Source organism: Nonomuraea marmarensis, from assembly GCF_043197025.1.
In the GTDB taxonomy this organism is placed as follows: domain Bacteria; phylum Actinomycetota; class Actinomycetes; order Streptosporangiales; family Streptosporangiaceae; genus Nonomuraea; species Nonomuraea marmarensis.
Map to the genome: position 1 here is coordinate 90,238 of NZ_JBICRM010000024.1, position 23,400 is coordinate 113,637.

The 23,400-nt window shown below is 71.2% G+C and carries 20 protein-coding genes; 8 read left to right on the plus strand and 12 right to left on the minus strand.

The window, feature by feature from the left end; all coding sequences use genetic code 11:
- Positions 1-257: 257 nt before the first annotated feature.
- Entirely contained in the window at positions 258-1,517 is a 1,260-nt protein-coding gene (locus tag ACFLIM_RS32500) for a hypothetical protein (protein ID WP_393172027.1), read from the plus strand.
- A 7-nt stretch (positions 1,518-1,524) separates the two neighbouring features.
- On the opposite strand, the gene ACFLIM_RS32505 is transcribed toward ACFLIM_RS32500, so the two are convergent.
- From ACFLIM_RS32505 to ACFLIM_RS32530, 6 genes are all read right to left on the minus strand, one after another.
- Positions 1,525-1,932, minus strand: a complete 408-nt coding sequence (locus ACFLIM_RS32505) for a DUF7144 family membrane protein (RefSeq protein ID WP_393172029.1) — start codon at positions 1,930-1,932, stop codon at positions 1,525-1,527.
- Between the two features lie 54 nt (positions 1,933-1,986).
- Entirely contained in the window at positions 1,987-2,790 is an 804-nt protein-coding gene (locus ACFLIM_RS32510; RefSeq protein WP_393172031.1) for a serine hydrolase, read from the minus strand.
- A gap of 249 nt (positions 2,791-3,039) precedes the next feature.
- The gene (locus ACFLIM_RS32515) at positions 3,040-4,056 is read right to left on the minus strand and encodes an NAD-dependent epimerase/dehydratase family protein (RefSeq protein WP_393172033.1); all 1,017 of its coding nucleotides are present in this window, start codon (positions 4,054-4,056) and stop codon (positions 3,040-3,042) included.
- Positions 4,057-4,060: 4 nt separating this feature from the next.
- A complete protein-coding gene (locus ACFLIM_RS32520; RefSeq protein ID WP_393172035.1) occupies positions 4,061-6,304 on the minus strand; it encodes a SulP family inorganic anion transporter in 2,244 nt (747 codons plus the stop codon).
- A 77-nt stretch (positions 6,305-6,381) separates the two neighbouring features.
- Entirely contained in the window at positions 6,382-7,917 is a 1,536-nt protein-coding gene (locus ACFLIM_RS32525; protein ID WP_393172037.1) for a hypothetical protein, read from the minus strand.
- A 185-nt stretch (positions 7,918-8,102) separates the two neighbouring features.
- On the minus strand, positions 8,103-8,558 hold the full coding sequence (locus tag ACFLIM_RS32530) for a YbhB/YbcL family Raf kinase inhibitor-like protein (RefSeq protein ID WP_393172039.1): 456 nt from the start codon (positions 8,556-8,558) through the stop codon (positions 8,103-8,105).
- A gap of 234 nt (positions 8,559-8,792) precedes the next feature.
- On the opposite strand from ACFLIM_RS32530, the gene ACFLIM_RS32535 reads away from it, so the two are divergent.
- The 4 genes from ACFLIM_RS32535 (at position 8,793) to ACFLIM_RS32550 (ending at position 11,405) form a co-directional block, all read left to right on the plus strand.
- Entirely contained in the window at positions 8,793-9,218 is a 426-nt protein-coding gene (locus ACFLIM_RS32535) for a BTAD domain-containing putative transcriptional regulator (RefSeq protein WP_393172041.1), read from the plus strand.
- Complete coding sequence (locus tag ACFLIM_RS32540; RefSeq protein WP_393172043.1) at positions 9,215-9,736, plus strand: PH domain-containing protein; 522 nt, start codon at positions 9,215-9,217, stop codon at positions 9,734-9,736. Before ACFLIM_RS32535 ends, ACFLIM_RS32540 begins: the two co-directional genes overlap by 4 nt.
- 89 nt (positions 9,737-9,825) lie before the next feature.
- Positions 9,826-11,274: a PH domain-containing protein gene (locus ACFLIM_RS32545; protein ID WP_393172045.1), complete on the plus strand. Its 1,449-nt coding sequence runs from the start codon at positions 9,826-9,828 to the stop codon at positions 11,272-11,274.
- Positions 11,274-11,405, plus strand: a complete 132-nt coding sequence (locus tag ACFLIM_RS32550) for a hypothetical protein (RefSeq protein WP_393172047.1) — start codon at positions 11,274-11,276, stop codon at positions 11,403-11,405. Before ACFLIM_RS32545 ends, ACFLIM_RS32550 begins: the two co-directional genes overlap by 1 nt.
- Before the next feature lie 39 nt (positions 11,406-11,444).
- Here the strand turns inward: ACFLIM_RS32550 and sepH are convergent, their stop codons facing one another.
- The 5 genes from sepH to ACFLIM_RS32575 all read right to left on the minus strand — a co-directional run bounded on the left by sepH (position 11,445) and on the right by ACFLIM_RS32575 (position 18,349).
- Positions 11,445-13,850 carry a septation protein SepH gene (gene sepH / locus ACFLIM_RS32555; protein WP_393172049.1) on the minus strand — a complete coding sequence of 802 codons (2,406 nt, stop codon included), beginning with the start codon at positions 13,848-13,850 and terminating at the stop codon, positions 11,445-11,447.
- Between the two features lie 160 nt (positions 13,851-14,010).
- Positions 14,011-14,961: a protease inhibitor I9 family protein gene (locus ACFLIM_RS32560; protein WP_393172051.1), complete on the minus strand. Its 951-nt coding sequence runs from the start codon at positions 14,959-14,961 to the stop codon at positions 14,011-14,013.
- Between the two features lie 87 nt (positions 14,962-15,048).
- Entirely contained in the window at positions 15,049-16,326 is a 1,278-nt protein-coding gene (locus ACFLIM_RS32565) for a D-arabinono-1,4-lactone oxidase (RefSeq protein ID WP_393172053.1), read from the minus strand.
- A 43-nt stretch (positions 16,327-16,369) separates the two neighbouring features.
- Positions 16,370-17,092, minus strand: a complete 723-nt coding sequence (locus tag ACFLIM_RS32570; RefSeq protein WP_393172054.1) for a polysaccharide deacetylase family protein — start codon at positions 17,090-17,092, stop codon at positions 16,370-16,372.
- A 54-nt stretch (positions 17,093-17,146) separates the two neighbouring features.
- A complete protein-coding gene (locus ACFLIM_RS32575; protein WP_393172056.1) occupies positions 17,147-18,349 on the minus strand; it encodes an MFS transporter in 1,203 nt (400 codons plus the stop codon).
- Between the two features lie 92 nt (positions 18,350-18,441).
- On the opposite strand from ACFLIM_RS32575, the gene ACFLIM_RS32580 reads away from it, so the two are divergent.
- Positions 18,442-19,623, plus strand: coding sequence for a lytic transglycosylase domain-containing protein (locus ACFLIM_RS32580; protein ID WP_393172058.1), 1,182 nt, complete (start codon positions 18,442-18,444; stop codon positions 19,621-19,623).
- Here the strand turns inward: ACFLIM_RS32580 and ACFLIM_RS32585 are convergent.
- Positions 19,614-20,558: a ferrochelatase gene (locus ACFLIM_RS32585; RefSeq protein ID WP_393172060.1), complete on the minus strand. Its 945-nt coding sequence runs from the start codon at positions 20,556-20,558 to the stop codon at positions 19,614-19,616. The genes ACFLIM_RS32580 and ACFLIM_RS32585 overlap by 10 nt on opposite strands.
- A gap of 11 nt (positions 20,559-20,569) precedes the next feature.
- On the opposite strand from ACFLIM_RS32585, the gene ACFLIM_RS32590 reads away from it, so the two are divergent.
- Both ACFLIM_RS32590 and ACFLIM_RS32595 read left to right on the plus strand, forming a co-directional pair.
- The gene (locus ACFLIM_RS32590; RefSeq protein ID WP_393172062.1) at positions 20,570-22,591 is read left to right on the plus strand and encodes a S9 family peptidase; all 2,022 of its coding nucleotides are present in this window, start codon (positions 20,570-20,572) and stop codon (positions 22,589-22,591) included.
- Positions 22,591-23,379, plus strand: a complete 789-nt coding sequence (locus ACFLIM_RS32595; RefSeq protein ID WP_393172063.1) for an inositol monophosphatase family protein — start codon at positions 22,591-22,593, stop codon at positions 23,377-23,379. The genes ACFLIM_RS32590 and ACFLIM_RS32595 overlap by 1 nt, the downstream gene beginning before the upstream one ends.
- The last annotated feature ends 21 nt before the right edge of the window (positions 23,380-23,400 follow it).

Consider the following 23,400-nt stretch of genomic DNA (forward strand, 5'->3'; position numbering starts at 1 on the left):
TGGAAAAGAGGTCGGGCCGAGTCGTTCGATGAGCATCAGGTGGGCTTGGCCCTTCCCGCGGACCGGTGGCGCCCTGAGCGCGCCTCACCCAGCGTACGCCGGCAGCCGGGCACCTACCTACTGCCAGCCCAGCTCGGTCGCCCGTTCAGCATCGTTGATCGAATTCGTGGTCAAGGCTGCTAGGGTGAGCCGGCCGATCCCCCCCGCTCCATCCCTGGAAGTGCTGCGTGCGTCGTTACCGATTAGGCATTCCCGCCATGCTCGTCGCAGGCGCATACGTGGTGGCGCTCGCCGTCGCCGTCGCGGTCGCGCTGGGCAGTGGCGACATCGGGTTCCTGTGGCGGCTGACGCTCTTCTACGAAGTGGACGAGAACCTCGCGGGCAATTGGCCGAACGTGTTCGTGCTGGTCCTGGCGGGCGGGCTGTGGGCGTGGGGGCTCTGGCAGAGCCTTCGGGGCCCGGTGGCGGGCGAGCCGCCCGTGATGGATCGGGGCGTGCGGCGGCTGCGGGTGGCACTGTATGCGGCGGTGGCGTCCTACCTGATCTACCTGCTCGTGCCGGTCTGGCCCTGGTGGGCGGTGGTGCTCGACTCGCTTCTGATGCTCGCGGTCGTGGTGCTGTTCCATCCGGTGTTGCGGCGCAATGTGGGCCCGGCCAGGCTCGCTTTGGACGCGGGCGTGTTGTGCTACGTGGCCACGGCCGCCGCCGCGGTGTTCGACGTGCTCGACTGGCGCGCCGCGGAGCTGGTGGCCGAACTCGGCGGTCTCGATGGCCTGATGGGGCTGTTCTGGATGGTGCTGGCGCTCGTGGCCCAGGGGCGGGACGGCCGCTGGGAGCGGGCGACCGTCCGGTACGGCGTCGCCTCCCTGGTGGCGCCGATCGCGCTCATGCTGGTAAATGCCCTGTTCAGGTTCGCCGGCGATGTCCAGGGCGCCTACTACGGCGCCTCCGACGCTCTGATGATGATCTGGCTGGCCCGATCCGCCCACGAGCTCGCCACCCCGTACAGCCGGCCCGTCCCGTTCCGGCCGGTCCTTGTCCGGCCGCCCGCGTTCGCCGTGGCGGTCCCGCTCGCCGCCTGCGTGGTCCCGATCCTCCCGCCCCTGGTCAACCTGGCCAACGGCCACCCGCTGTGGATCTCGCCGCACGTGCCGAACGACTGGCTGACCCTCCTGCTCGGCGACGTCCCGGCGACGCTCTGGTCGGGCTTCGAGCTCTTCGCGGGGGTCGGCGGCCTGGCCGTCGTGGTGCTGGTCGCGATCCACCGGGGGACCCGGCTCACCTTACGGGTGGCTATGGGCGCCCTGCTCCTCGCAGCCGTGGCGGGGTTCACGGTCGTGACCCTCGCCTCCGATCACGGCTTGCCCCTTGAGCCCGGCCTCCGGTACGCGGAGTCAGGGTACATACGGGGCCCGGCCATCTCCCCGCTGTGGTTCACCGCAGCCTGCGTCGTCTCGGCCGCCCTCCTGTGGTGGACGCACACCATGCGCGCCACCTGGCGGGGCGATCCGACGTAGGGGCCGGTCAGGCGCCCAGGGGCTTGGCCTCCCGGCCGTGCACGGTCAGCGCGTACAGCACCAGGAGGTCCACCGCGATGACCGCCAGCGACCACCAGGGGTTCACCGTGATCCAGATGAGCTGCGTCATCGCGTTGAGCATGACCAGCACCGCCGCCACCACCCTGGCCCAGGTCTGGCCGACGGTCAGGGCGAGGCCGGTGAGGAAGAGCACGATCCCGAAGATGAGGTGGACCCACCCCCATACCGCCACGTCGAAGAGCAGCAGCCGGGCCGGCATGCCCACGAACAGTCCACTGTTGACGATCGCGTACAGGCCGCTGATGAAGTTGAAGACGCCGGCTATGATCATCAGCATCGCGGCGAACCACACCCAGCCGACCCAGCCCGTCACCTGCCGAGTTTGGTAGGTCATTGTGGAGTCCTCCCCCCGAAGTCCCCGTAAGTCGTCCTCTTCCCCTTGTATCCCTCAGTAATCGTCAAGGGCCTCGGTGACGAGTTCCGTGACGTGCTCGATCGCCTTGACCCCTGCCCCCATCGAGGGGTGACGCCGGGAGATGACCGCGATCAGGTACGTGTGGCCGCGGTCGCGCACCCGGCCGATGCTGTTGACCGTCCACCGGCCCCCGTCCCGCTCCCGGGGCAGCCAGCCGTTCTTGAGCGCCACGTCCGCCCCCTTGTGCCCGGCCGCGCTGACGCCCCATGACTGCGACGGGGTCACGTCGGACATCAGACCCAGGACGTACCGGCGGTTCTTGGCGGACAGGGGGCTGCCGGGGGAGGTCAGCGCGGACAGCAGGCGGAGCTGGTCGGTGGCGCTCGTCGTGGTCGAGCCCCACGCCCCTCCGGGGCCGGGGGTCGTGTCGCGCAGGCCGAGCTTCCTGTTGGCGGCGGCCAGGCCCGAGCCGCCGCCGATCGCCGCCCACAACGCGGACGCGGCGGCGTTGTCGCTGACCTTGACGGCCCGCGCCGCCGTACGTTTCTCCCAGGCCGTGAGGCCGCGGCGCTGGCGCTGGGCCCTGAGCAGCAGCGCGACGACGATGTCGACCTTGACGATGCTGGCGGTGGCCGTTCTGAGCCCGCGGTTGTAGGAGAAGGACAGGCCCGTGGTTAGATCGCGTACCGACACCGCGAGCTGGCCCGGGAGGTCGTCCAGGTAACGGTCGAGGGAGCGGGTCAGCGACGCCTTCTTGAACGAAGGCTCCGCGACGGCAGCCGGGGCCGAGGGTACGACCAGCGGCGCGATCGCGGCCACCAAGGATCCCAGGAACATGATCCGCACGGTCGGCCTACACAGAAACGGACGAATGCGAAGCCCAAATGCTCATGAAAGGCAGCATTCCTGCACAGGTGTTTCCACCGTGTTAGCGGTGCGGAACAAGTGAGGGACGGAGGCACCGGCACCTCCGCCCCTCCGGCCCCTGGGAGTCAGGACCAGTGTCGCGAGGAGCGCCGTGGGCTCTTGGAGAACCCCGCGACGCTGGCGACACTAACCCCGCGAACGGCCCGGGTCTGCGCAGGATTACGCAGAACGGGCCGCCCACGCGGCGAGGATGGCCGCCTCCTTCTCCGGCGCCATCCCGTGCGGGGTCTTGGCGCCGTAGTTGCGCCGGTCTTCGGGGATCTCGCGCAACCAGGCCCACGTGTCGCGCACGGTCTCCGCCACGGCACGAGTGCGCAGCCCCGCCGCCTCGGCTTTGGCCGTCGGGACGCTCCAGAAGTTACCGGTCACCGCCGACGGCGGCCCGCCCCACAGCGGCAGCTCGACGAACGTCCCCGCCCCCTGATCCACCAGGAACTGGTCGTCCACCCACACGAACTCCGCGTCGGACCCCGTCACCTCCTTGCACAGGCCGAGCCACTCGCCATAGGTGGCGTTGCCCGCGGGCCCGGTCACCATGAACCGGTCCGACGTGCCGCGCTCCGCCTGGTCAAGGGTGAAGATCGCCACGTCGCGCGCGTCCACGAGCTGCATCGGCGCGCCGGGATCGCCGGGAGCGAGGACCGGCCCGCCGCGCGAGATCCTGGTCAGCCACCATGGCAGCCTGGCGACGTCCTCGTGCGGCCCCAGGATCAGGCCCGGCTGGACGATCAGCACGTCGCCGTCGAACCCCTGCTCGACCGCCCGCTCGCAGCCCGCCTTCAGCACGCCGTAGCCGCCGTCGTCGGGCCCGGCGTCCGGCTCGCACGCCCACCCCGCCGAATCCGCCGCGGCCGGCGTGCCGGGAAAGCCGTCGACGGCCGAGATGCTGGACACGAACGCGTACGTCGACGCCCGACTCGACAACACCCGCACCGACTCGCCCACCACCCGCGGCACATAACCGGACGTGTCCACCACGATGTCCCACGACCGCCCGCCGATCAGCCGCTCGAGGTCGGCAGGCACCTCCCGGTCGCCGCGCACGGCCTCGGCCCCGGGCACGTCGCCCCCGCTGCGCCCCCTGTTGAACGTCGTGACCTCATGCCCCCGCGCCAGCGCCGCCACCACGACCGCGCGCCCCAGGAACCCGGAACCACCCATGACCAGAACCTTCATGGGTTCATTCTTCGCCCGCGGCCACCCTGAGATCGCCGGACTTCACGGAGAGCGTAGGGCGCAACGGCGGCACCATGTGCACCCTGGCCGAGCCGATGTCGAAGAACAACCCCACCAGCTCCAGCTTCCCCGCCCTGACCTGCTCGTCGACCTTCCGGTACGTACGCAGGTTCTCCAGCTGCTGCTGCACGTTGACCCGGCACAACACGTCCAGAGCCCCGCCGTGCAGCCGGTCGCCCTCGGTCTCGATGAACGTGGCCAGGCTGTGGTCCCCGTGCCGCAGCCACCTCCTCAGCCCCGGCAGGCTGCCCGCCTGCACCCCGCCGCTCAGCACCCCTGCCATCGCGCCGCACCCGGAATGGCCGCACACCGTGATCGTGTGCACCCCCAGCACCTGCGTCGCGTACTCGATCGCCGCCACCACCGAGTCGTCGTGCGGCTCGGACCCCCTGCGCGGCACCAGGTTGCCGATGTTGCGCACCGTGAACAGGTCGCCGGGACCGCTCGCCGTGATCAGGCTGGGCACGATCCTGGAGTCCGCGCACGTGATGAACAGGTGCGACGGCTGCTGCTTGCGCGCCAGCTCGGTGAAGATGGGCCGCACCAGCGGCGCCGTACGCCGGTGGTACTCGCGCGCCCCCGCCGTGAGCCGGCACTCCGCCGCCGCGGGTTCGCCGTTCGACGCGACGGTGGGGCGGACGGGACGGCGGCTCCTGTGCGCCCACGGCAACCACCAGCGGTCCGGCGCCTTGGGCGGCGACTTGACCGGGAACATGCGCGCCCCGCTGGCCGCCAGCGCGTACCACTCGTCGTGTAGCTCGTCGATGTCGACCGTGCCGCCCATCCGCTCGTGGTCCAGCCGCCAGGAGTGGATGGCCTCGAAGGCGGCGTTGTCCATGAAGTCGATGTTCAGGTCGAGGTCCACGGCCCTGCTCGCGGGGATAGTCCGCAGTTCGTGCGTCAGCCTGGGCACCCCCAGGAACGTCAGCGAGCCCGAGATCGTCACGTGCAGCCGGCCCTCACGGTCCTCCCGCTTGTGCACCGTGACCCAGGTCAGGCGGCGCAACGCGAGCAACGCGGCCAGCGCCAGCCCCGCCACCACCCCCTCGGCCAGCCCGAGCAGGATCACCGCGACCATCGTCACCACGTAGACGGGCACCTCGCCGTGACCGTGCACCTTCCTGACGTGACCCAGGTTCACCATCTGCACGCCGATGAACACCAGCAACGCCGCCAGCGCCTCCAGCGGGATCAACTTGATCGACCAGCCGAACCCGAGCGCGAACACCAGCACCCACACCCCGTGCAGGATCGCCGACCAGCGAGTACGCCCGCCCGCCTGGACATTCGCGGTGCTCCGCACGATCACCCCGGCCACCGGCAGGCCGCCGAGCGCGCCGGTGACCATGTTCGCCACGCCCTGACCCGTCAGCTCCTGGTCGAGGTCGGCGCGGCGGCCACCGTGGCTCCCGTCGATCGCCACCGAGCACAGCAGGGACTCGACCCCCGCCAGCAGCGCCACCAGCATCACCGCCGCCACGATCAGGTGCCAGTCGCCCCTGGGCAGCACGGGGAAGGCCCATTCGGTGACGCTGTCGGACAGGTCCACGCGGGTGACGTCCCAGTTGAACAGCCACGCCGTCACCGCCGCCGCCATCAGCGCGACCAGCGGCGCGGGCACCGCCCTGACCTGCTTGGGCAGCCGTGTCCACACCGCCAGCACCGTGATCGTGAGCAGGCCGACCGCGACCTTGTGCCCGTGCAGGTCGGCGATCTGCCCGGGTAGTTCGATCAGGTTCGCCACGGCCGAGCGCTGCGAGCTGCCGCCCAGCACGACGTGCAGCTGGGCGAGGGCGATGATCACGCCGACGGCCGCCAGCATGCCGTGGATGACGGCCGGCGACACCGCCAGCGCCGCCCTGGCCGCCTTGAACACCCCCAGCAGGAGCTGTACGGCCCCCGCCATCAGGGTGATCATGCAGGTGGCCCGCCATCCGTACGTCTGCACGAGATCCACCACCACCAGCGACAACCCGGCGGCGGGGCCGCTCACCTGCACGGCCGAGCCGCCCAGCGCGCCCGCCACGATCCCGCCCGCCACGGCGGCGATCAGCCCGGCGGCCAGCGGTGCCCCTGATGCCATCGCGATGCCCAGCGAAAGGGGCACCGCGACGAGGAAAACCACGAGGGAGGCTGGCACATCATGCCGGAGGGTGCTCAGCCAGCTACTCTGCGTGTCGCGAAACATGGAGCAAACCCTATTGCTCCGTCGACCCCGCTTTAAGGGCGCGTCACACGGGTTTTACGCATTAATGGGGGCCTGGATCAGCGGTAATAGTCGTGCGGGTAGTCCTGCTCGGGCGCGCGCCGGTGACCGCCGCCGTTGCCGTTCTGGGACTGGTTGCCGTACGTCGGCCAGCCAGGAGTGCCCGTGGGCGGCTCCGGCCAGGCGGTGTTGGAGGCGGGGGGGCTGGTGTAGTCGCCGGTCTCGTACGCGATCGAGGACTGCGGCGCCGGGGCCGACAACACGTCGTCGTAGGCCGGGACCGCCCTGCCGGGCACCGTGGGGGTGCCGGTGGCGGGGGAGGGGCCGGTGAGCGGATCGGAGTCGTCGGCCACGGCCCAGCCCGAACGCACCTCGTACGAGGGGGGATAGGAGGAGCCGGCGGTGGGTTGCTGCTCGACGAACGCCGGCCAGGAACTCGCGGGACCGCCGTAGGCGGAGGTGGCGGGGTCGTCCAGGATGTCAGGCGTGGCGGGCCAGGAGCCGGACGTGGTGGCCGCGGGCGGGTTGGTCCAGGTGGTGTCGAGCGGGTCGGCCGCGCCGTTGTAGGCGGGGAACGGGTCGCTCGTCGGCGCACCGTGGATGGGCGCGGGCTGCGCGGGGAACGAGCCGCTGGAGCTCACGGCCGGGAACGAGCCACTGCCGTTCGCGGCGGGGAAGGATCCGCTGCCGTTGGCCGCGGCGAAGGATCCGGTGGCCGGGAATGAGCCGTTGGACGGCACCGCGTTGGACGACAGAGCGTTCGACGACACGGCGTTGGACGAGACCGGGTCGGGGCGCGTGGCGGGGGCCTGGTCGGCGGGGCGCGTGGGGGCGGGCACCGGCTGGGCGCCCGCGCCGAGAATGCTCATCACGTCGCCCGTCGGCGCCGCGAACGTCATGGTGCGCTGGTCCGCCAGTTCGGACTGGGACGGAGTGGCGCGCTTGGCCGGCTCGACCAGGTCGGCGAGGTTGGCCGCCGCGGCGGGAACCGGGCGCTGCGGCAGGGGAGCCTGCACGGTGGCCGCGTTGGGGTCGGCCGACGCGGCAGCGGGCTGCGGCTTCGCGGAACGGTCACCGCGGCGCTTGGGACGCTCCGCCGCCGGGCGCTGCTCTGCTGGGCGCTGCTCTGCCGGACGTTGCTGGGCAGGGCGCTGCTCCGCGGGACGCTGCTCTGCCGGGCGCTCGCGCTCGACCGGGCGAGAGGCGCCCTTCCTGGCCGCTACGGTGCCACCCGCACCGAAGCCGCCCTCTTCGGCGTCACTGCGGATGTTGGCCCAAAACTCCTCGTCCTCATCGTCGGACGTCGGGTTGCCCCACTCATCGACGCCACGCCTGCCACGCTGGCCCGTGCGCACCGGTTTCGGCTTGGGCTCGTCAATGGGGCTGAAGTCGGGGCTGAAATTGTTCATCCGCGGTTCGTGCGCCGCGAACTCGTCAGTGGAACGAGCATAGGTCATCTCCTCCTTCTCGGCCATCTCCTTCAGCCGTTCCGGAGGGAGAGAGCTCTCCCGGCGGTTCATCGAACGCATGCCCAGTGCCACGACGACGAGCACGAGGAGCACGACAGCGACCAAGCTCACTACGACCGCGATCATTGCACCACCCTCAAAGCCATGGCCTCCCTTTGGCGCCGGTGAGATCGCGCGGCCATCGACGCGATCTGCCCCCTTTGATCACCAGTGCCTAACAATTGGATCTGATTGTGTCGGACCACTATGAGAGTTGTCACACCCTACGTGAAGAATGATTGGTATACACCTCGCCTGCCGTGTTCGGCCCCTCACTGGATGTCAACCGCAGTGAGGCGGCCGCGGGCGATGGTCTGGTCCGCGATCTTCTTCAGGATCTCGGGGAGGGAGTCGCCCTCCTCGGGGTCGACCTTGCCGTTCAACGTGTAGACGGTGAAACGGTAGCTGCCCGTGTCTTGGCAGGGGGGCTCGTAGCCCACCTTCCCGCTGGTCACCCTGGCCTGACCGGACCCGGCCGGCGGGTCGGCGGCGGCGTTGGGCCCCAGCTCGGTCGTGGTCGCCGGGATGTTGTAGAGCACCCAGTGCACGGCCGCTTCGGACGAGGTATGGGAATCGACCACGATCGCGATCGACTTCGCGTCGGACAGCGGTTGACTCGACCAGCGCAGCGGCGGACTGCCCTGGTCGCCCTTGCAGGAGTATTCGCGCGGCAGCGGCTTGCCCTCGCGCAACTCCGGGCTCGAAACGTTGATCTCCGCGATGTCCATTGCCTGAGATCTTCCGATGAGACTGCCGCAACCGGCCAACGCGAGCACGACCGCCACCCCTGTCACACTGACAGCGATGGGTCGCACGCGCCTTGTCGTGTTACACAGCCCCATGCCGGACGATGCTACGCGGCTCACGGCGATGCGTAGACCGTTTCCCGATGGTCGGTGGCCGGTAAAGGATCCGAAACGGGCCAGAATCGCGGCATCCGGGTAGTGAGCTTGGACACAAGCATGACCACTGTCATCCCCGGCCGAGTCGAATCGTGCCGTACCGAGGGAGCCTTTCTGGCCTGCTGGTTCACTGTGGCGGGACGCGGGGCGGGATCTCGTACCGTGAGCGACAAAACGGACATCGGTTTCGGTCGTACCCCAGCCGCGGAAACCAGGTGCGCCAGATCGCCGCGGGGAGGCCGGACGGCGGCTGCCACGTTGCGTGAGGCGCTGGCGCTGTGGTGCGGTCCCGCGCTGGCCGGGCCTGGCTGGCACGAACGTGGCGCCGCCGACGTGGCCAAGCTCGACAGCCTGCGGCCGGCCGCCACCGAGCATGGCACCGAGGCCGAACCGGGCGTCGGCAGACACGCCGAGACGTGCGGCGGATCTTTACCGCCCCCGCACGCAGATCGTCTGCCGGTTTCGCGCCCTAAGCTGGCCTTGTGACGTCAATTGGCCCGCTGCGCGATCCGGCGAACCGCGTCTCGCCCAAGGCCGTCCGCCTGTGGCTGCTCGAGGCGCTGGTCGCGTTCGTGTTCTTCCTGGGCGGCTCGCTCCTGGTGTCGCGGTGGGTCGGCGGGAGCGGCTGGTCGTGGGTGCCTGCCTGGTTCGCCGCCAACTCGTGGCTGCTGCCTGCCGCGGTCGTGGTGCTGGTCCTGCCGTTCCTGGTGGCCGAGCCGTTCGTACGGTACGCCGTGCACCGCTGGGAGCTCTCAGGTGACGTCGTCTACGCCCGGTCGGGGTTCCTGACCAGGGAGTGGGTGTTCGTGCCTGTGAGCCGCATCCAGACGGTCGACAAGGGGCAAGGGTGGATGGAACGGATGCTCGGGCTGGCCACGCTCGAGATCCGCACCGCGTCCCATGCCGGCTCGTCCACGATCAAGGGCCTCGACTACCTGGTCGCGGCGGGCCTCGCCGAGCAGCTCGCGCACCGGGCGGAAGCGCTCAGGGACGACGCGACATGACCGAACCGCGGCCACCGCAGGGGCAGCCTCCCGGGAGCGGGCAGCCGCTTGGAGACGGGCCTCCGGCTCCTGTGCGGGTGCCGTTGCGGTTGAGCCCGAAAGTGCTGCTCATCGATCCGGTACGCATGCTGCCCTCGCTCCTCCTCCCCCTCGTCGGCGTGCTGTTCGTGGGCGGCTTCTCGGCCAGGTCGTACGGCTGGGCGGCCCTCGGCGTCGGCGGCACCATCGTGTTCGCCATCATCAGGTGGGCCACCTTCACCTACGAGATCGTCGGTGACCGGCTGGAGACCAAACGGTCAATGATCAGCCGTTCCGTCCGTACCATTCCGTTGGAGCGGATCCGCGGCGTGGACGTGTCCTCGCCGCCCATGCACCGGCTGCTGGGCCTGTCCGTACTCAAGATCGACACAGGGGCGAGCGGCGGCGACGAGGAGGCCGAGCTCAACGGGGTCACGCTGGCGGAGGCCGAACGGCTCAAGTCCGTGCTCCTGCGGCGCGCGGCCAGGCCGGAGGCGCACCTCCCCGATGCGGCGGCGGCCGGGCCGCACGAGCGAGTGATCATCGGCGTGCCGCGCAGGTGGCTGCTGTACGGGCCGTTGTCGGGCGCCTATCTGCTCACCCCGTTCGCGCTCGCCGGGGGCGCCGTGGGGCTGGCGTTCCAGTGGGGGGACGAGCTGGGGTTCGGCCGGGACGCCGCCTGGAGCGTCGGGGAGTGGCTCTGGGCCCATCCCTACCTGCTGCTGGTCGTGGTGCTGCTGCTCGTGGTGGCGATGCCCTTCGTGGGCGGGCTGATGTACGCGGTCTTCAACTGGGACTTCAAGCTCAAGCACCGCGACGGCTACCTGGTGGCGGAGCGGGGGCTGATCAACCGGCGCAGCGTGTCGCTGGAGTCGGGCCGGGTACGCGGTTACGAGATCGTGGACGGCCTGGCCGAACGGTGGGCCGGGGTCGTCCGCGCGTGGGCCATCGTGACGGGGCTGGGCGACTCGCAGACGCGGGGGCAACTCCTGCCCGACGTGCCGCGCGCCGTGGCGTTCCAGGTGACCGGGGACGCGATCGGCCCTTACCGGGCCGCCCTGCGTCCTCACCCGCCCGTGGCGCGCAACCGCCGCCTGTTCAGGGCCGTCTTCCCGTGGCTCGTGGTGGCGGTGGCCAGCGTCGTGCTCGCCTGGGCGACGGGGTCGGTGTTGTGGTGGATCCTGCTGGTGCTGGCGCTGCTCCTGGCCGGTGTGGGGGTTCCCCTGGGGCTCGACAGGTACGCCTCGCTGGGGCACGGCTACGACGGGGTACGGCTGGCGGTGCGGTCGGGGTCGCTGCGGCGTTCCCAGGCCGTGGTCGAACGCCGGGCCGTGGTGGGATGGCGGCTGCGGCAGACGTGGTTCCAGCGGCGGGCCGGCGTGCTCACGCTGATCGCCGGGGTCGGGGCGGGCAAGGGTGGCTACTCGGCCATCGACGTGTCGGAGGCGCAGGGGGCGGGCTTTCCCGCCGAGGTGACACCGGAGTGGCTCGCGCCCTTCTTGGCGCCACCCGCCGGGTAATGAGTGCCGACGTCGACGATGATGTGCTGTCGATGACGGCGATGGCGTGCGCTGACGACGGCGATGGCGTGTGCTCTGACGCGGAGGGCCGAAGGACGGGCGCGCGTTTGTCGCTCGGCGAAGTGTCCTGACGACGGGCGCGGACTGTCCTGCCGCCGAGGCCTCTGAGGTCAGTCCTGGCGGCGGGCGCCGAACATGATCTCGTCCCACGTCGGCACCGAGGCCCGGCGGCCCCTCGAACCCTTCCGCGCCTGACGGGCGGCCGGGGCGGGTGGCGGGGACGGCACCGGCACGGCCGGGTCCTCCTTGGCGTCGTCCTTGCCTCCCCGCGCCGCCGGCACCTTGGGCGTGGCCTTGGGCTCTGCAGGGGCGGGCTTGGGCTTGGGCGCGGGCGGCTTGGCCTCCTGAACGGGCTTCTCCGGCGCGGCCTCGGGTGTGGCCTCTGGTGCGGCAGGCTGGGCGTGGCCCGCCCGCTTCGACTTGGCATCAGGCACGACCCGCGCCGCCTTGGCCGTCTTGGCGTCCGCGGGCGTCTCGATGCCCGCGCCACCCGAGTCCTCGGCTGCATCCTTGGGCGCCTCGGCGGCCACGGGGTCAGGGATCTCTGCGGTGACGGCGTCAGAGGTCTTGGCGGCGACGGGGGCAGTGGTCTCGGCGGCGGCCGCGTCGGTGGTCTCTGCGGTGGCGGCGTCAGGGGTCGCGGCGACTACGTCGGTGGCGACGGCGTCGGGGCGTCCGGCCTCTGCGGCGTTGGCCGTTTCGGTGGCCGCGTCGCCGGAGGTCTTGCCCGCCGCGACGGCAGGTGTCTCGGCCTTCTCGGGCTCTGCGACGGCTGCGGGTCGGCTGGGAGCCTCGGTCGTGACGTCCGCTGCCGGGGGTGTGGCTGGAGCGTCCGATGGAGTCGCTACGTCCGCGGCGGGCGATGCGTCGGCGCTGTCCTCCGCGACAGGGGGCGTGGCGGCGGGCGACGACGCCACGACCGGCTCGGCGCTGCCGCTCGGCTGAACGGCCACCTCGACATGGGCCGGGGATTGCGCTGCGGGCGTCGCCTCGGTGGTCACCTCCGGCTCGGGGCGCGACTCGACTGCGGCGGCCGCCGGTGCGACGGCCTCGGACTGGACAGGCGCCGGTGTGGCGGCTGCGAGCTGAGCGGACGCTGGTGCGACGACCTCAGGCTGGGCGGCCGCCGGTGCGAAGGCGTCGGGCTGAGCCGGTGCTGGTGTGGCGGCCTCGGGCTGAGCGGGCGCTGGTGTGGCGGCCTCGGGGTGGGCGGGCGGCTCCACCGTTGAGGTCGGCTGGGTGGCGGCCATCGGCTGTGCCTGGGCGGCCGGCTGTGCCTGGGCAGAGGGGTGCGCAGGCGCGGGCTCCTGCTCCCGGACAACGCTCTGCTCCTGTGCGGACAGGTGCGCCTGGGCGGGTGGCTCGTCGATGACCCGCTGCGATTCCTCGACGACCGGCTGCGGTGCCTCGGCAGCGGGGCGCGGTGCCTCGGCGGCGGGCGGCCGGACCGTGGCGGCCGGCTGGACCGTGGCGGCGGGCTGCGGTGCCGGGTGGGAGTCCGCAGGTGTGGGCGCCGGGGCGGCGGGGGCGTAGATGGAGTCGCTGTCGCGCTCGCCAGGCCGGCCGGCCCCGGAGTCGGGCAGCCACGTCGAAGGCCCGCCGCGACGCGACGACGTGTCACCCGGGCGGGCATAGCCGGTCTCGTGGGCAGGCGGCTCAGGCCGGAAAGGCTCGCGGGCAGGGGGCTCAGGGCGGAAAGCCTCACGGGCGGGAGGTTCAGGACGGAGCGGCTCGCGGGCAGGGGGCTCCGGGGTGCGCGTGTACGCCGTCTCCGCCCGCGGCGGCGGGTTGTACCCCACAGCGGGCTCCGCCGGCTCACGGCGCGCCACGGAAGGGAACGGCAGCGCGTCGGAGGGCAGCGGCGGCACCGGCTGCAGCTTGGCCACCCGAGGCGTGAACGGCGTCACCGTCGTGTCCTCCGCCACGGCCGGCTCCGGGGCGAAGTCGGCCGAGGACAACCGCAGTGCCTCGTCGTCGTGGGGCGTCACATGGCGCTTGCGCGGGTCGAACAGCCACTCGGCGTGGCGCGTGTGACCGTTCCAGACGTAGCCGAGCTTGACCCGCCACAGCCCGTCGTCGCGCTTGGCGGAGTCCCAGTCGATCTCGTCGGTGGGCACACCTCGCCTGGTCAGCCGCTCGGCGACGAGATCGCCCAGGGTGGGCCCGGGCGCCGACTCCCCAGGCATGCGTACGGCGACACGTTGCGCCTGCTGGGCGACATATTCCCGCTCCTGCAACACTGGCCCCTCGAACCAGCGGACACGCTCGACCGGGATCCCGGCGGTCGCGGCGATCTCCTCCGCTGTCTCTCCGGCGCGGATGCGGGCCTGGATCTCCTTGGGGCGCAACGGACTCTCCACTTCGATCTCGTACTGGCCGAGACGGGAGAAGTTGCCGCGGACGGCAGCACGGAGCCGGTCGTCCACGGGAAGCGTGAAGCGCGTACCTCGTCCGGCAGTAGCCAGCACGAGATAGGTGCCGTCCTCACTCACCGCGACGAGTCGGAGCTCCTGCATGCGAGTCCCTTCGTCAGCGTCGCCATTCTTCCCCCGGACCCTTGAGTCTCTCGCGTGTGCCGGTTGCCTGCCAGCACCGTACCCGGCATGTCCGAACATCGCCTTCCTGGGATAGCCCCGGGGCGATGTGACGCCGGTCACATTTGTGGAATCCATCCGTCTAGAGCCCGCCGTCGCGCATGGGGAGGTCGGGGGCCCCAGACGGATTCTGGCGAATCGCGCCGCGTGCCGCAGTGCACTTGAGCCAAGACGCGAGAACGGATGGGTGGACGGCGGGATGGCGCTCCAGGTGGCGGGCGGCGGTTCCGGCCAGGTGAGGGGCGATCGACGAGTACGCCGCGCCGCCCGGCATGACCCGGCAGGTGCTGGAATCGGCCGTTCCGGCCACGAACACGCCAGAACGCACGAGAGCCTGTACGGCCGCGTCGAGCGCGGGGGAGTCGGCACCGTCGACGGACAGGTTCGCGACGGACGGCCCGCGCGCGTGCCGGTGGATCCAGTCGAGCCCCGCCAGCGTGTCGGCCAGCGTGCCCGAGCCGCCGCAGCCGAGCACGCGTACCGAGGCGATCCTGGCCCTGGGTGACACGGCGTGCACACGAGCGGCAACCTGGGTGCCGTGGCCCCAGCCGCAGTCGCGCCCGGTGCCGCCGGTGGCGTCGAAGGCGCGCCAGGCCCGGTCCCCGAACTCGGCCCGTCCGGCGTCGACGCCGCTGTCCACGACGTACACGGTGGTGCCCGCGCCGGTGCCGGGAACGGACGGCGGGCGGGTGGATCGTCCGGCCGTCATGGGGTGGATCTGGCGGTCGGGCTCGATCGCGCGCACCCGCGGATCGGTGCGGAGCTCGGCCAGTTCGGCGGCGGTGAGGAAGGTGGCGAATCCGGGGAGCGCGGCGGTGTAGTAGCGGCGTACCCGCCATCGCACCTCGCCGACGAGATCCTGGGCGGCCACGCGGCTACGGGCGGTGACGACGTAGGGGCGGGTGGGTTCTGACACGGCGGGGCGCAGGGCGAGTCCTGAGGCGGGCGTCATGGCGAGCGGGACGGCGGTCGTGGCGGCGGTGGCCACGGCCGCGGCGAGGTACACGGAGGGCAGGCCGAGTCGTCGGGGCACGAGTTACGAGGGTGCCCGCCAGGCGGCTCACAGGGGTAACGGGACACGCCGTCGCACCCATTCGCGAGGAAGATCTTTACCGAACCGCTAGCCGAGCACGGTGTCCAGATAGTCGTTGGTGAACAGCCGCCGCGGGTCGAGCCGGTCCCGCAGGCCCACGAAGTCGGCGAAGCGAGGATAGACCTTGCTCAGGTATCCGGCGTCCCTGGTGTGCAGCTTGCCCCAGTGCGGCCGGCCCTCCAGCCGGGTCATGATCTCCTCCACGCCCTCGAAGTAGGCGGGGTTGGGGGTCGGGCGGTAGATGTGGCAGGCGAGGTACGCCGAGCGCCGCCCGTACGCGGTGGAGAGCCAGGCGTCGCTGGGCGGCGTGACCCGCACCTCCACCGGAAAGGTGATCTTCCAGTCCATCCGCTCGATCAGGTCCCTGGTCTCGCGCAGGGCCTGGGCCAGGCATTCGCGCGGCACGGCGTACTCCATCTCGAGAAAGCGCACGTCCCGCCGCGCCGTGAAGATCTTGTACGAGGTGTCCACCGACTCCGAGTCCCCGAGCGCCGCCCCGCTGAGCGCGTTGATCCGCGGGATCAGGCCGGGGAAGCGGGCGCCCAGGGCGCAGGCCGCGCCGAAGAGCGTGTTCTCCAGGAAGACGTTGTCCGTCCAGCGCTTGACCGCGCTCGGCGGCCTGGCCGGCCCTGGGGCCCTGTTGTTGGTCTTGACCAGGCAGGCGTCGGTGTGCGGCAGCCAGAAGAAGTCGAGATGCTCGTTCGAGGAGGTCAGCGCGTCGAGGGAGCCGAGTATCTCGCTGAGCGGCAGCTTGCGACGCCGGTTGCGCAGCAGGAACGCGGGTTCCACCCGCAACGTCACGGCCGTCAGCACCCCGAGCGCCCCCAGCCCCACCCTGGCGGCGTCGAACAGGTCCTCGCCCGGCACGGCGGTCGCCACCGAGCCGTCGGCGAGCACCAGCTCCAGCTCGGCGACCTGGTCCGCGAGCCCGCCGCTGTCACGTCCGGTGCCGTGCGTGCCGGTCTGGATCGCGCCCGCGACCGTCTGCTCGGTGATGTCGCCCATGTTCGCCAGGGCCAGGCCGCGCTCGTCGAGCAGCTCGTTCAGCGCCCGCAGCGGCGTGCCCGCCAGCACGGTGACGCGGTCGTCCGCCCACGACCTGATCCCGGTGAGAGCGGAAGGGCCCAGCATGATGCCGTCGGTGAGGGCCACCCCCGTGAAGGAGTGGCCCGTGCCGACCATGCGGACCCGCCGCCCCGAGGCGGCGGCGTCCAGCACGGCGCGTACGACGTCCGCCACGGAGGCGGGGGTACGCATCTCGGCGGGGGTGCTCGACTGGTTGCGCGCCCAGTTCGTGAACGCCATGAGCACCCCTCCAGAGCGTCGTTCGGTTAGCCGTGAACGATACTCAGTTCTCCCATCCCGCGGGACGGGGGAAGACGTCGCCGGGCTCCAGGTTCTCGTCCTTGATGATGTCGGACACCGTCACCAGGTGGTAGCCCTTGTTCTGCAGCGTCTTGATGAGGGCGGGCATGCCGTCGACCGTCTGCTTCACCCAGTCGTGCATGAGGATGATGCCGTTCGGCTTGGCCACCTCCAGCGTCTTCTTCTGGATGGCCTGGACGTTCTTGGAGCTCCAGTCCTCCGAACCGGCGGTCCAAAGGATCATCGGCATGCCGAACTCGGCGGCAATGTCGGAGACCTGCAGGTCGGCCAGCCCGTACGGCGGGCGCAGCAGCTTGGGCTCGACGCCGGCCGCCTTCTTCACCGCGTCCTGGGTCTTCTTGATCTCGTTCCTGATGGTCCCGGCCTCGCTCTTGGTGAAGTCGGGGTGGCTGTAGCTGTGGTTGCCGAGCTCATGGCCCTCGGCGGCCATGCGCTTGACGTAGGCGGGGCGGCTCTTCACGTATTGGCCCTCAAGGAAGAACGTCGCCTTCGCGTGGTACTTCTTGAGCGTGTCGAGGAGGGTTCCCGCGTACTGGCCCGGCCCGTCGTCGAAGGTCAGCGCGATGCACTTGACCTGCTCGCAGTCGACGGGCGTCTTCTTGGGCGCCTGGGCGAACGCGGGTGCCGGGGCGAGGGTTACGCAAACAGCCGCGATCGCTAGAAGTGAACTGATTTGTCGGGACATAAATAGAGCTTCCGGTGTGATGGGTGTTGCGAGGGATGTCCCGACGGTAGCGGATCAGCTCTTCGCGGGTGAAGGAGCTTCGGGAAGTCTCAGCAAACCCGAACCTCCGATTCCCACCACCACGGCGAGGATCGCCGAGCCCAGGGAGAAGGCGTAGGCGTTGGACGCGCCGAACGTCTCGGTGAGCCGGCCGCCCGCCCACGCGCCGATCGCCACGCCGAACCCGATCGAGGTCGAGATCCACGCCATGCCCTCGGTGAGCAGGGACGGAGGCACCAGCCGCTCGGTGAGCGAGAAGCCCGTGATGAGCGTCGGCGAGATGGCGAAACCGGCCAGGAACAGCGCCCCCGCCATGATCCGCGCGTCGCCGATGAACATGATCGGCAGCAGCCCCACCACGAAGACGCCCAGCGCCCGCACGAACCGGCCGCGCAGCGAGATCCTCCAGTGCCTGGACCCGAACCAGAGCCCCGACACCATCGACCCGCCCGCGAACGCGGCCAGCAGGAACCCGGAGGCTCCCTTCACCCCGTGCTCCTCCGCGAACGCCACCGTGATCAGGTCGACGGACCCGAACACCGCGCCCAGCGCGAGGTAGACGCACGACAGCAGGGCGATCCCGGGGATCAGGATGGGCGTGCCGGACGCCGACTTGACGCCCTGGACGGGCGGCTGGGTGCGCCGCTGCGCCGCCAGCGCCAGGCAGCCGAAGAGCATGCAGACCAGGGCCACGACCAGACCCGCGTACGGGTTCACGGCCGTGGCCAGCACCGTGACCAGGGCGGGTCCGGTGACGAAGACCACCTCGTCGACCACCGACTCGAACGCGAACGCGGTGTGCAGCTTGCCCGAGCCGCCGTGGATGACCGACCAGCGGGCCCGCACCAGCGAGCCGATGGACATCGACGTGGCCCCGACGATCAGGCCGGAGGCGTAAAGCGTCCAGTCGGGCAGCCCGAACCCGGCGCACAACATGAGGGAGACCAGCGCGAGGCCGTTGACGACGGCGAAGGGGGCGATGATCCGGCCCTGCCCGAATCTGTCCACGAGCCGCCCGGAAAGGGGAGCCGCGATGGCGAAGGCGACGTTGGTGGTGGCGGCGACGGCACCGGCGGTGGCGTAGGACTCGGTGAGCGCGGAGATCAGCAGCACGACCCCGATGCCCAGCATCGACATCGGCATCCGCCCGACGAACCCCGCCAGCACGAACCCCTTCACGCCGGGCCTGTTGAACAACCCCCGGTAAGGCCCGACCACGCTGTTTCCCCCTTACTTGAGCCAGCTAACCATCGCGTACCGACAATCCGGACGGCAAGTGGTTATCCGCCGCGTGGGTTAACGTGTCCCGAGTGTCCGGTCTTCCCTCGTTCCGCGCGGTCATGCTCATGGTGATCGCCGTGCTCGCGGTCACCGCCGCGGCCGGCGGAGTCGTCGTGTTGCTGGGCGACGACCTGGTCACCACCGCGCAGGAGCCCGTACGCAGGCAGCCCCGCCCGCAGCAACAACCCGAGGCCCGCCTCGACCAGCTCGTGCCCACGGCCGCGCCGATAAAGGAGCCGGTCAAGGACTTCGGCGAAGGAGGTCCTGGGGTCACCTCCACCCCGCCGCGCGTGCTGGCGATCGCCCCGGCGGCCGTGCCCAAGCAGGCCAGGTTCGCGCTCGGCGAGCTGGCACACGTGCAGAAGGTGATCGTGGTGGACGCGGGCGCGGTCAAGGTGTCGGGCACCACCCTGAACCTGCTGGCCGTCGACCCGGCCGACTTCCGCTCGTGGACGCCGCAGCCCGTCGCCGACCAGCCCGCCGTCTGGAGCGCGCTGGCCAGGGGCGAGCTGGTGGCCGACGCGGGCGCGATGCGCAAGTTCGGGATGATCCTGGGCGCCATGTACCAGGTGGACGGCGGTCCCAGGCTGCGCGCCGCGGCCTCGGCCACGCTCGGGCTCAGGGGCGTGGACGGGCTGGTGAGCGCGGACGTGGGCAAAGCGCTGGGGTTCGCGCCGGGGGTCGCGGTGCTGCTGCACGGCCAGTCAGGCAAGATCAGCGAGTCGGCCGTACGCAAGGCGCTCGGCAAGGGCGCCCAGGTCGTCGTGCTGGACGCCGCGGAGCGTACCCCCGAACAGCAGCCGAAACAGCAGCAACAGGTCACCGTGGGCCGGCCGGGCAGCTACCTGGAGCTGTACAAGGCCTCGGCCACCCGCTGCCCGGGGTTGTCGTGGACGGTGCTGGCGGCGATCGGGCAGGTGGAGAGCGGGCACGGGCGCAACAACGGCCCGTCCAGCGCGGGCGCGCAGGGGCCGATGCAGTTCATGCCCGCCACCTGGAAGCACTATGGCGTGGACGGCGACGGCGACGGCAAGTCCGACATCTGGAGCCCGTACGACGCGGTGCCGGGCGCGGCCAACTACCTGTGCGCCAACGGCGCGGGCCAGGGCGGCGAGAAGCTGCGCAAGTCGATCTGGTTCTACAACCACTCGTGGGACTACGTGAACAAGGTCATGGGCATCGCCGAGGCGTACGCCAGAACCTATGCGTGACGACGCGGTGACGGACAGCACGTGAGCGGGCACGGGACGGGCTCGGGCTCGTCCATCAGCTCGCGTACCATCCGCACGAACCGCGGGTGCGTGCCCGCCGTGGCCGCCCGCTCCATGGGCAGTCCCAGGTCCTCGGCCACCTGCCTGGCCTCGGTGTCGAGGTCGTAGACGACCTCCATGTGGTCGGAGACGAACCCGATCGGCACCAGCACGACCGAGCGGGCGTCCGTCTTGCGCAGGAAGTCGCAGACGTCCGGCTCCAGCCACGGCACCTGCGGCGGGCCGCTGCGCGACTGCCACACCAGGTCCCACGGCCCGGTGCGGCCGAGCGCCCGGTTGACCAGCTCGGCGCTCCTGCGCAGCTGCGCCTCGTAGAGGCCGCCGGACGGCCCGGCGGTCTCGGCCATGGAGACCGGGACGCTGTGGGCGGTGAACACGAGCCTGGCGTCGTCGCGGCCGAGCCGCTCCAGGGCCGCGCGCGTGTGGTCGGCCATGGCGGCCACGAACCCGGGGTGGTCGCCGAAGTGCCGTATCTTGACCAGCTCGGGGCCGCCTTCGACGGAGATCCGTTCGATGTCCTCGTAGTACTGCCGGCAGCTCGAATAACCCGCGAACGCCGAGGTGGCGAACACGGCCGCCTTCCCGATCCCGTCGGCCCGCATCTGGCGCACGGTGTCCTCGCCGAACGGGTGCCAGTTGCGGTTGCCCCAGTAGACCGGCACGCCCGCGACCGGGCGCAACGCCTCGACGAGCGCACGATTCTGCTGGTTGATCGGGCTGACTCCGCCGAAGCCCTGGTAGTGCTCGGCCACCGCGAGCAGCCGCTCGCGCGGCACGCCGCGGCCGCGCACGACGTTTTCCAGGAACGGCAGCACGTCGTCGGGACCCTCGGGACCGCCGAACGACAACACCAGCAAGGCGTCGTAAGTTCCCACGTGACAACCCTATGCCGAGATGTCGTTGGTGCCCGTCGCGAGGTAGGTTCGGTCGAGTGAGCGCATTCAACGACATACGTGACTATGTGGCCATCCCCCGGGTTCTCTCACTGCGGCTCTCGCCCGACGGCTCCAGATTGATCTCGGTCGTCCAGTCCCTCAATCCCGACGGCAAGTCGTTCGGCACCGCGCTCTGGGCGATTCCGTTCGACGGTGAGCCGTACCGGCTCACCCGTTCCGCCAAGGGCGAATCCGCCGCGGTCTTCACCGACGCGGGCGACGTGTTGTTCACCTCCGCCCGCCCCGACCCCACCGTCAAGGACTCCACCGACGAGGTGCCCGCGTTGTGGCTGCTGCCCCGCGCGGGCGGCGAGGCCCGCCAGGTGGCCGCCCGCCCCGGCGGCATCGGCGGCGTGCGTACGGCCGGCGACGTCGTCGTGTTCGCCGCCGACGTGCTCGACGGCGAGGAGGCGGCCGAGGAGGAGAAGCGCAAGGCCCGCAAGGACGCCGGGATCAGCGCCGTCCTGCACGAGGGCTACCCGGTCCGCTACTGGGACCACGACCTCGGCCCGGGCCGTACGCGGCTGTTCGCGGCCCGGCTCGGCGACGACCGCCTCGAGGACGTCCGCGACCTGACCCCCGACGCGGGCGAGGCGCTGCGCGAGGCCGGGTTCGAGCTGACCCCCGACGGCGCCACCGTGCTCACCACCTGGCGTACCTACCTGCCGAAGGGCGAGTGGCGCACCGACCTGGTGGCCGTCGACGTGGCCACCGGCGAACGGCGCACGCTGCTCACCGAGGACCGTTACGACTTCACGGGCCCGCTCGCCATCTCCCCCGACGGCACGCGGGTGGCCTGCTCCCGCGACCGGTTCACCGGGCTGGAGGTCTCGGCGCGCAGCGAGTTGTGGATCGCCGACCTGGCCACGGGGGAGGGCCGCGGGTACGCGCCCGACCTGTTCCCCGCGGACGTCGAGTGGGCGCCCGACTCCTCGGCCGTCTACATCGTCGCCGACCACCAGGGCCGCCGCCCGATCTTCCGCGTCCCGCTCGACGGTGACGTGGCCAGGATCACCCAGGACGACGCCGCCTACGCCGGGCTCAACGCGTCAGAGGACGGCGGCTTCGTCTACGCGCTGCGCAGCGGCATCCACCTCGCGCCCGCCCCGGCCAGGATCGACGCCGCCACCGGCGAGATCGTCGACCTGCCCACACCCGTGCGGCGCCCCGAGGTGCCCGGCACGCTCACCGAGATCTCCGCTACCGCCGACGACGGCGCCACGATCCGCGGCTGGCTGGTGCTGCCCGAGGGCGCCTCCGCCGACGACCCCGCGCCGTTCCTGCTGTGGATCCACGGCGGCCCCGTCTCCTCCTGGAACGACTGGGCGTGGCGCTGGCAGCCCTCGATCATGGCCGAGCACGGGTACGCCGTCCTCCTGCCCGACCCGTGCCTGTCCACCGGCTACGGTCAGGAGATGATCGACCGCGGCTGGGGCAACTGGGGCCCGCGCACCCAGGCCGACCTCGACGCGATCGTGGACGTGGCCCTGGCCAGGGACGACATCGACGCCGAGCGCATCGGCGCGATGGGCGGCTCGTACGGCGGCTACATGGCCAACTGGCTCGCCGGCCACACCGACCGCTACAAGGCCATCGTGACCCACGCGTCCCTCTGGAACCTCGACCAGTTCGCCGGCACCACCGACGCCTCCATGTACTGGCAGCGCGAGTTCGGCGAGCCCGGCTCCGAGCGGTACGACCTCCTGTCCCCGCATCACTCCCTCGACAAGATCACCACCCCGCTGCTGGTCATCCATGGCGACAAGGACTACCGGGTGCCGATCGGCGAGGGCCTGAGGCTGTGGTGGGACCTGCGGCGCAGCGAGGTCGAGTCGAAGTTCCTGTACTTCCCCGACGAGAACCACTGGATCCTCAAGCCGGGCAACGCCGTCGCCTGGTACGAGACCGTGCTCGCCTTCCTCGACCAGCACGTCCTCGGTCAGGAGTGGAAGCGCCCGGACTCGGTGGCGTGATGACGGACTTCCCGCGGCTGGCCGAGGACATCGCCCGTGAGGCGGGGGACATGCTGCTCGCCAAGCGGCCCACGATGTCGGAGGAGATCGAGACCAAGTCCAGCCCCACGGACGTCGTCACCGCCCTGGACAAGGCGTCGGAGGAGCTCATCCGCGAGCGCATCCTGGCCGCCAGGCCCGGCGACAGGATCCTCGGCGAGGAGGGCGGCGAGGAGCCCGGCGACTCGGACGTGCGCTGGATCGTCGACCCGATCGACGGCACCGTCAACTTCCTGTACGGCCTGCCGGACTGGGCGGTGTCGATAGCCGTCGAGGTGCGGGGCCAGATCGTCGCCGGAGTCGTCAACGTGCCCGCGCGCGGCGAGCTCTTCACCGCCGCGCTCGGCGAAGGCGCCTGGCTGGGCGGCGAGCGGCTGCGCTGCAACACCGGCGTGCTGCTCGCGCAGGCGCTGGTCGCGACCGGGTTCGGCTATTCGGTGGCCAGGCGCGCCGTCCAGGGCGAGGTGGTCGCGGCGGTGCTGCCGCGGGTGCGCGACATCAGGCGCGGCGGCTCGTGCGCGATCGACATGTGCTCGCTCGCGGCCGGCCGCGTGGACGCCTACTACGAGCGGGGCGTCAACTACTGGGACTTCGCCGCGGCGGGCCTGGTGGCGACCGAGTCGGGCGCCAGGCTCGGCGGGCTGCGCGGCCGGCCGGTCAGCCCCGGGTTCGCGCTGTGCGCGGCGCCGGGCTTGTTCGAGGAGCTGCACGACCTGCTGGTGGGGCTGGACCCCGAACGCGACGCCTGAGGAGATTGACGAAACGGCCGG

What these genes read in the sequence shown, in the direction of transcription:
- ACFLIM_RS32500 (WP_393172027.1), top strand. Translation starts at nt 258, where the DNA reads ATGCTCGTCGCAGGCGCATACGTGGTGGCGCTCGCCGTCGCCGTCGCG.
- ACFLIM_RS32505 (WP_393172029.1), bottom strand. Translation starts at nt 1,932, where the DNA reads ATGACCTACCAAACTCGGCAGGTGACGGGCTGGGTCGGCTGGGTGTGG.
- ACFLIM_RS32510 (WP_393172031.1), bottom strand. Translation starts at nt 2,790, where the DNA reads ATGTTCCTGGGATCCTTGGTGGCCGCGATCGCGCCGCTGGTCGTACCC.
- ACFLIM_RS32515 (WP_393172033.1), bottom strand. Translation starts at nt 4,056, where the DNA reads ATGAAGGTTCTGGTCATGGGTGGTTCCGGGTTCCTGGGGCGCGCGGTC.
- ACFLIM_RS32520 (WP_393172035.1), bottom strand. Translation starts at nt 6,304, where the DNA reads ATGTTTCGCGACACGCAGAGTAGCTGGCTGAGCACCCTCCGGCATGAT.
- ACFLIM_RS32525 (WP_393172037.1), bottom strand. Translation starts at nt 7,917, where the DNA reads ATGATCGCGGTCGTAGTGAGCTTGGTCGCTGTCGTGCTCCTCGTGCTC.
- ACFLIM_RS32530 (WP_393172039.1), bottom strand. Translation starts at nt 8,558, where the DNA reads ATGGACATCGCGGAGATCAACGTTTCGAGCCCGGAGTTGCGCGAGGGC.
- ACFLIM_RS32535 (WP_393172041.1), top strand. Translation starts at nt 8,793, where the DNA reads ATGACCACTGTCATCCCCGGCCGAGTCGAATCGTGCCGTACCGAGGGA.
- ACFLIM_RS32550 (WP_393172047.1), top strand. Translation starts at nt 11,274, where the DNA reads ATGAGTGCCGACGTCGACGATGATGTGCTGTCGATGACGGCGATGGCG.
- sepH (WP_393172049.1), bottom strand. Translation starts at nt 13,850, where the DNA reads ATGCAGGAGCTCCGACTCGTCGCGGTGAGTGAGGACGGCACCTATCTC.
- ACFLIM_RS32565 (WP_393172053.1), bottom strand. Translation starts at nt 16,326, where the DNA reads ATGGCGTTCACGAACTGGGCGCGCAACCAGTCGAGCACCCCCGCCGAG.
- ACFLIM_RS32570 (WP_393172054.1), bottom strand. Translation starts at nt 17,092, where the DNA reads ATGTCCCGACAAATCAGTTCACTTCTAGCGATCGCGGCTGTTTGCGTA.
- ACFLIM_RS32590 (WP_393172062.1), top strand. Translation starts at nt 20,570, where the DNA reads ATGCCGAGATGTCGTTGGTGCCCGTCGCGAGGTAGGTTCGGTCGAGTG.
- ACFLIM_RS32595 (WP_393172063.1), top strand. Translation starts at nt 22,591, where the DNA reads ATGACGGACTTCCCGCGGCTGGCCGAGGACATCGCCCGTGAGGCGGGG.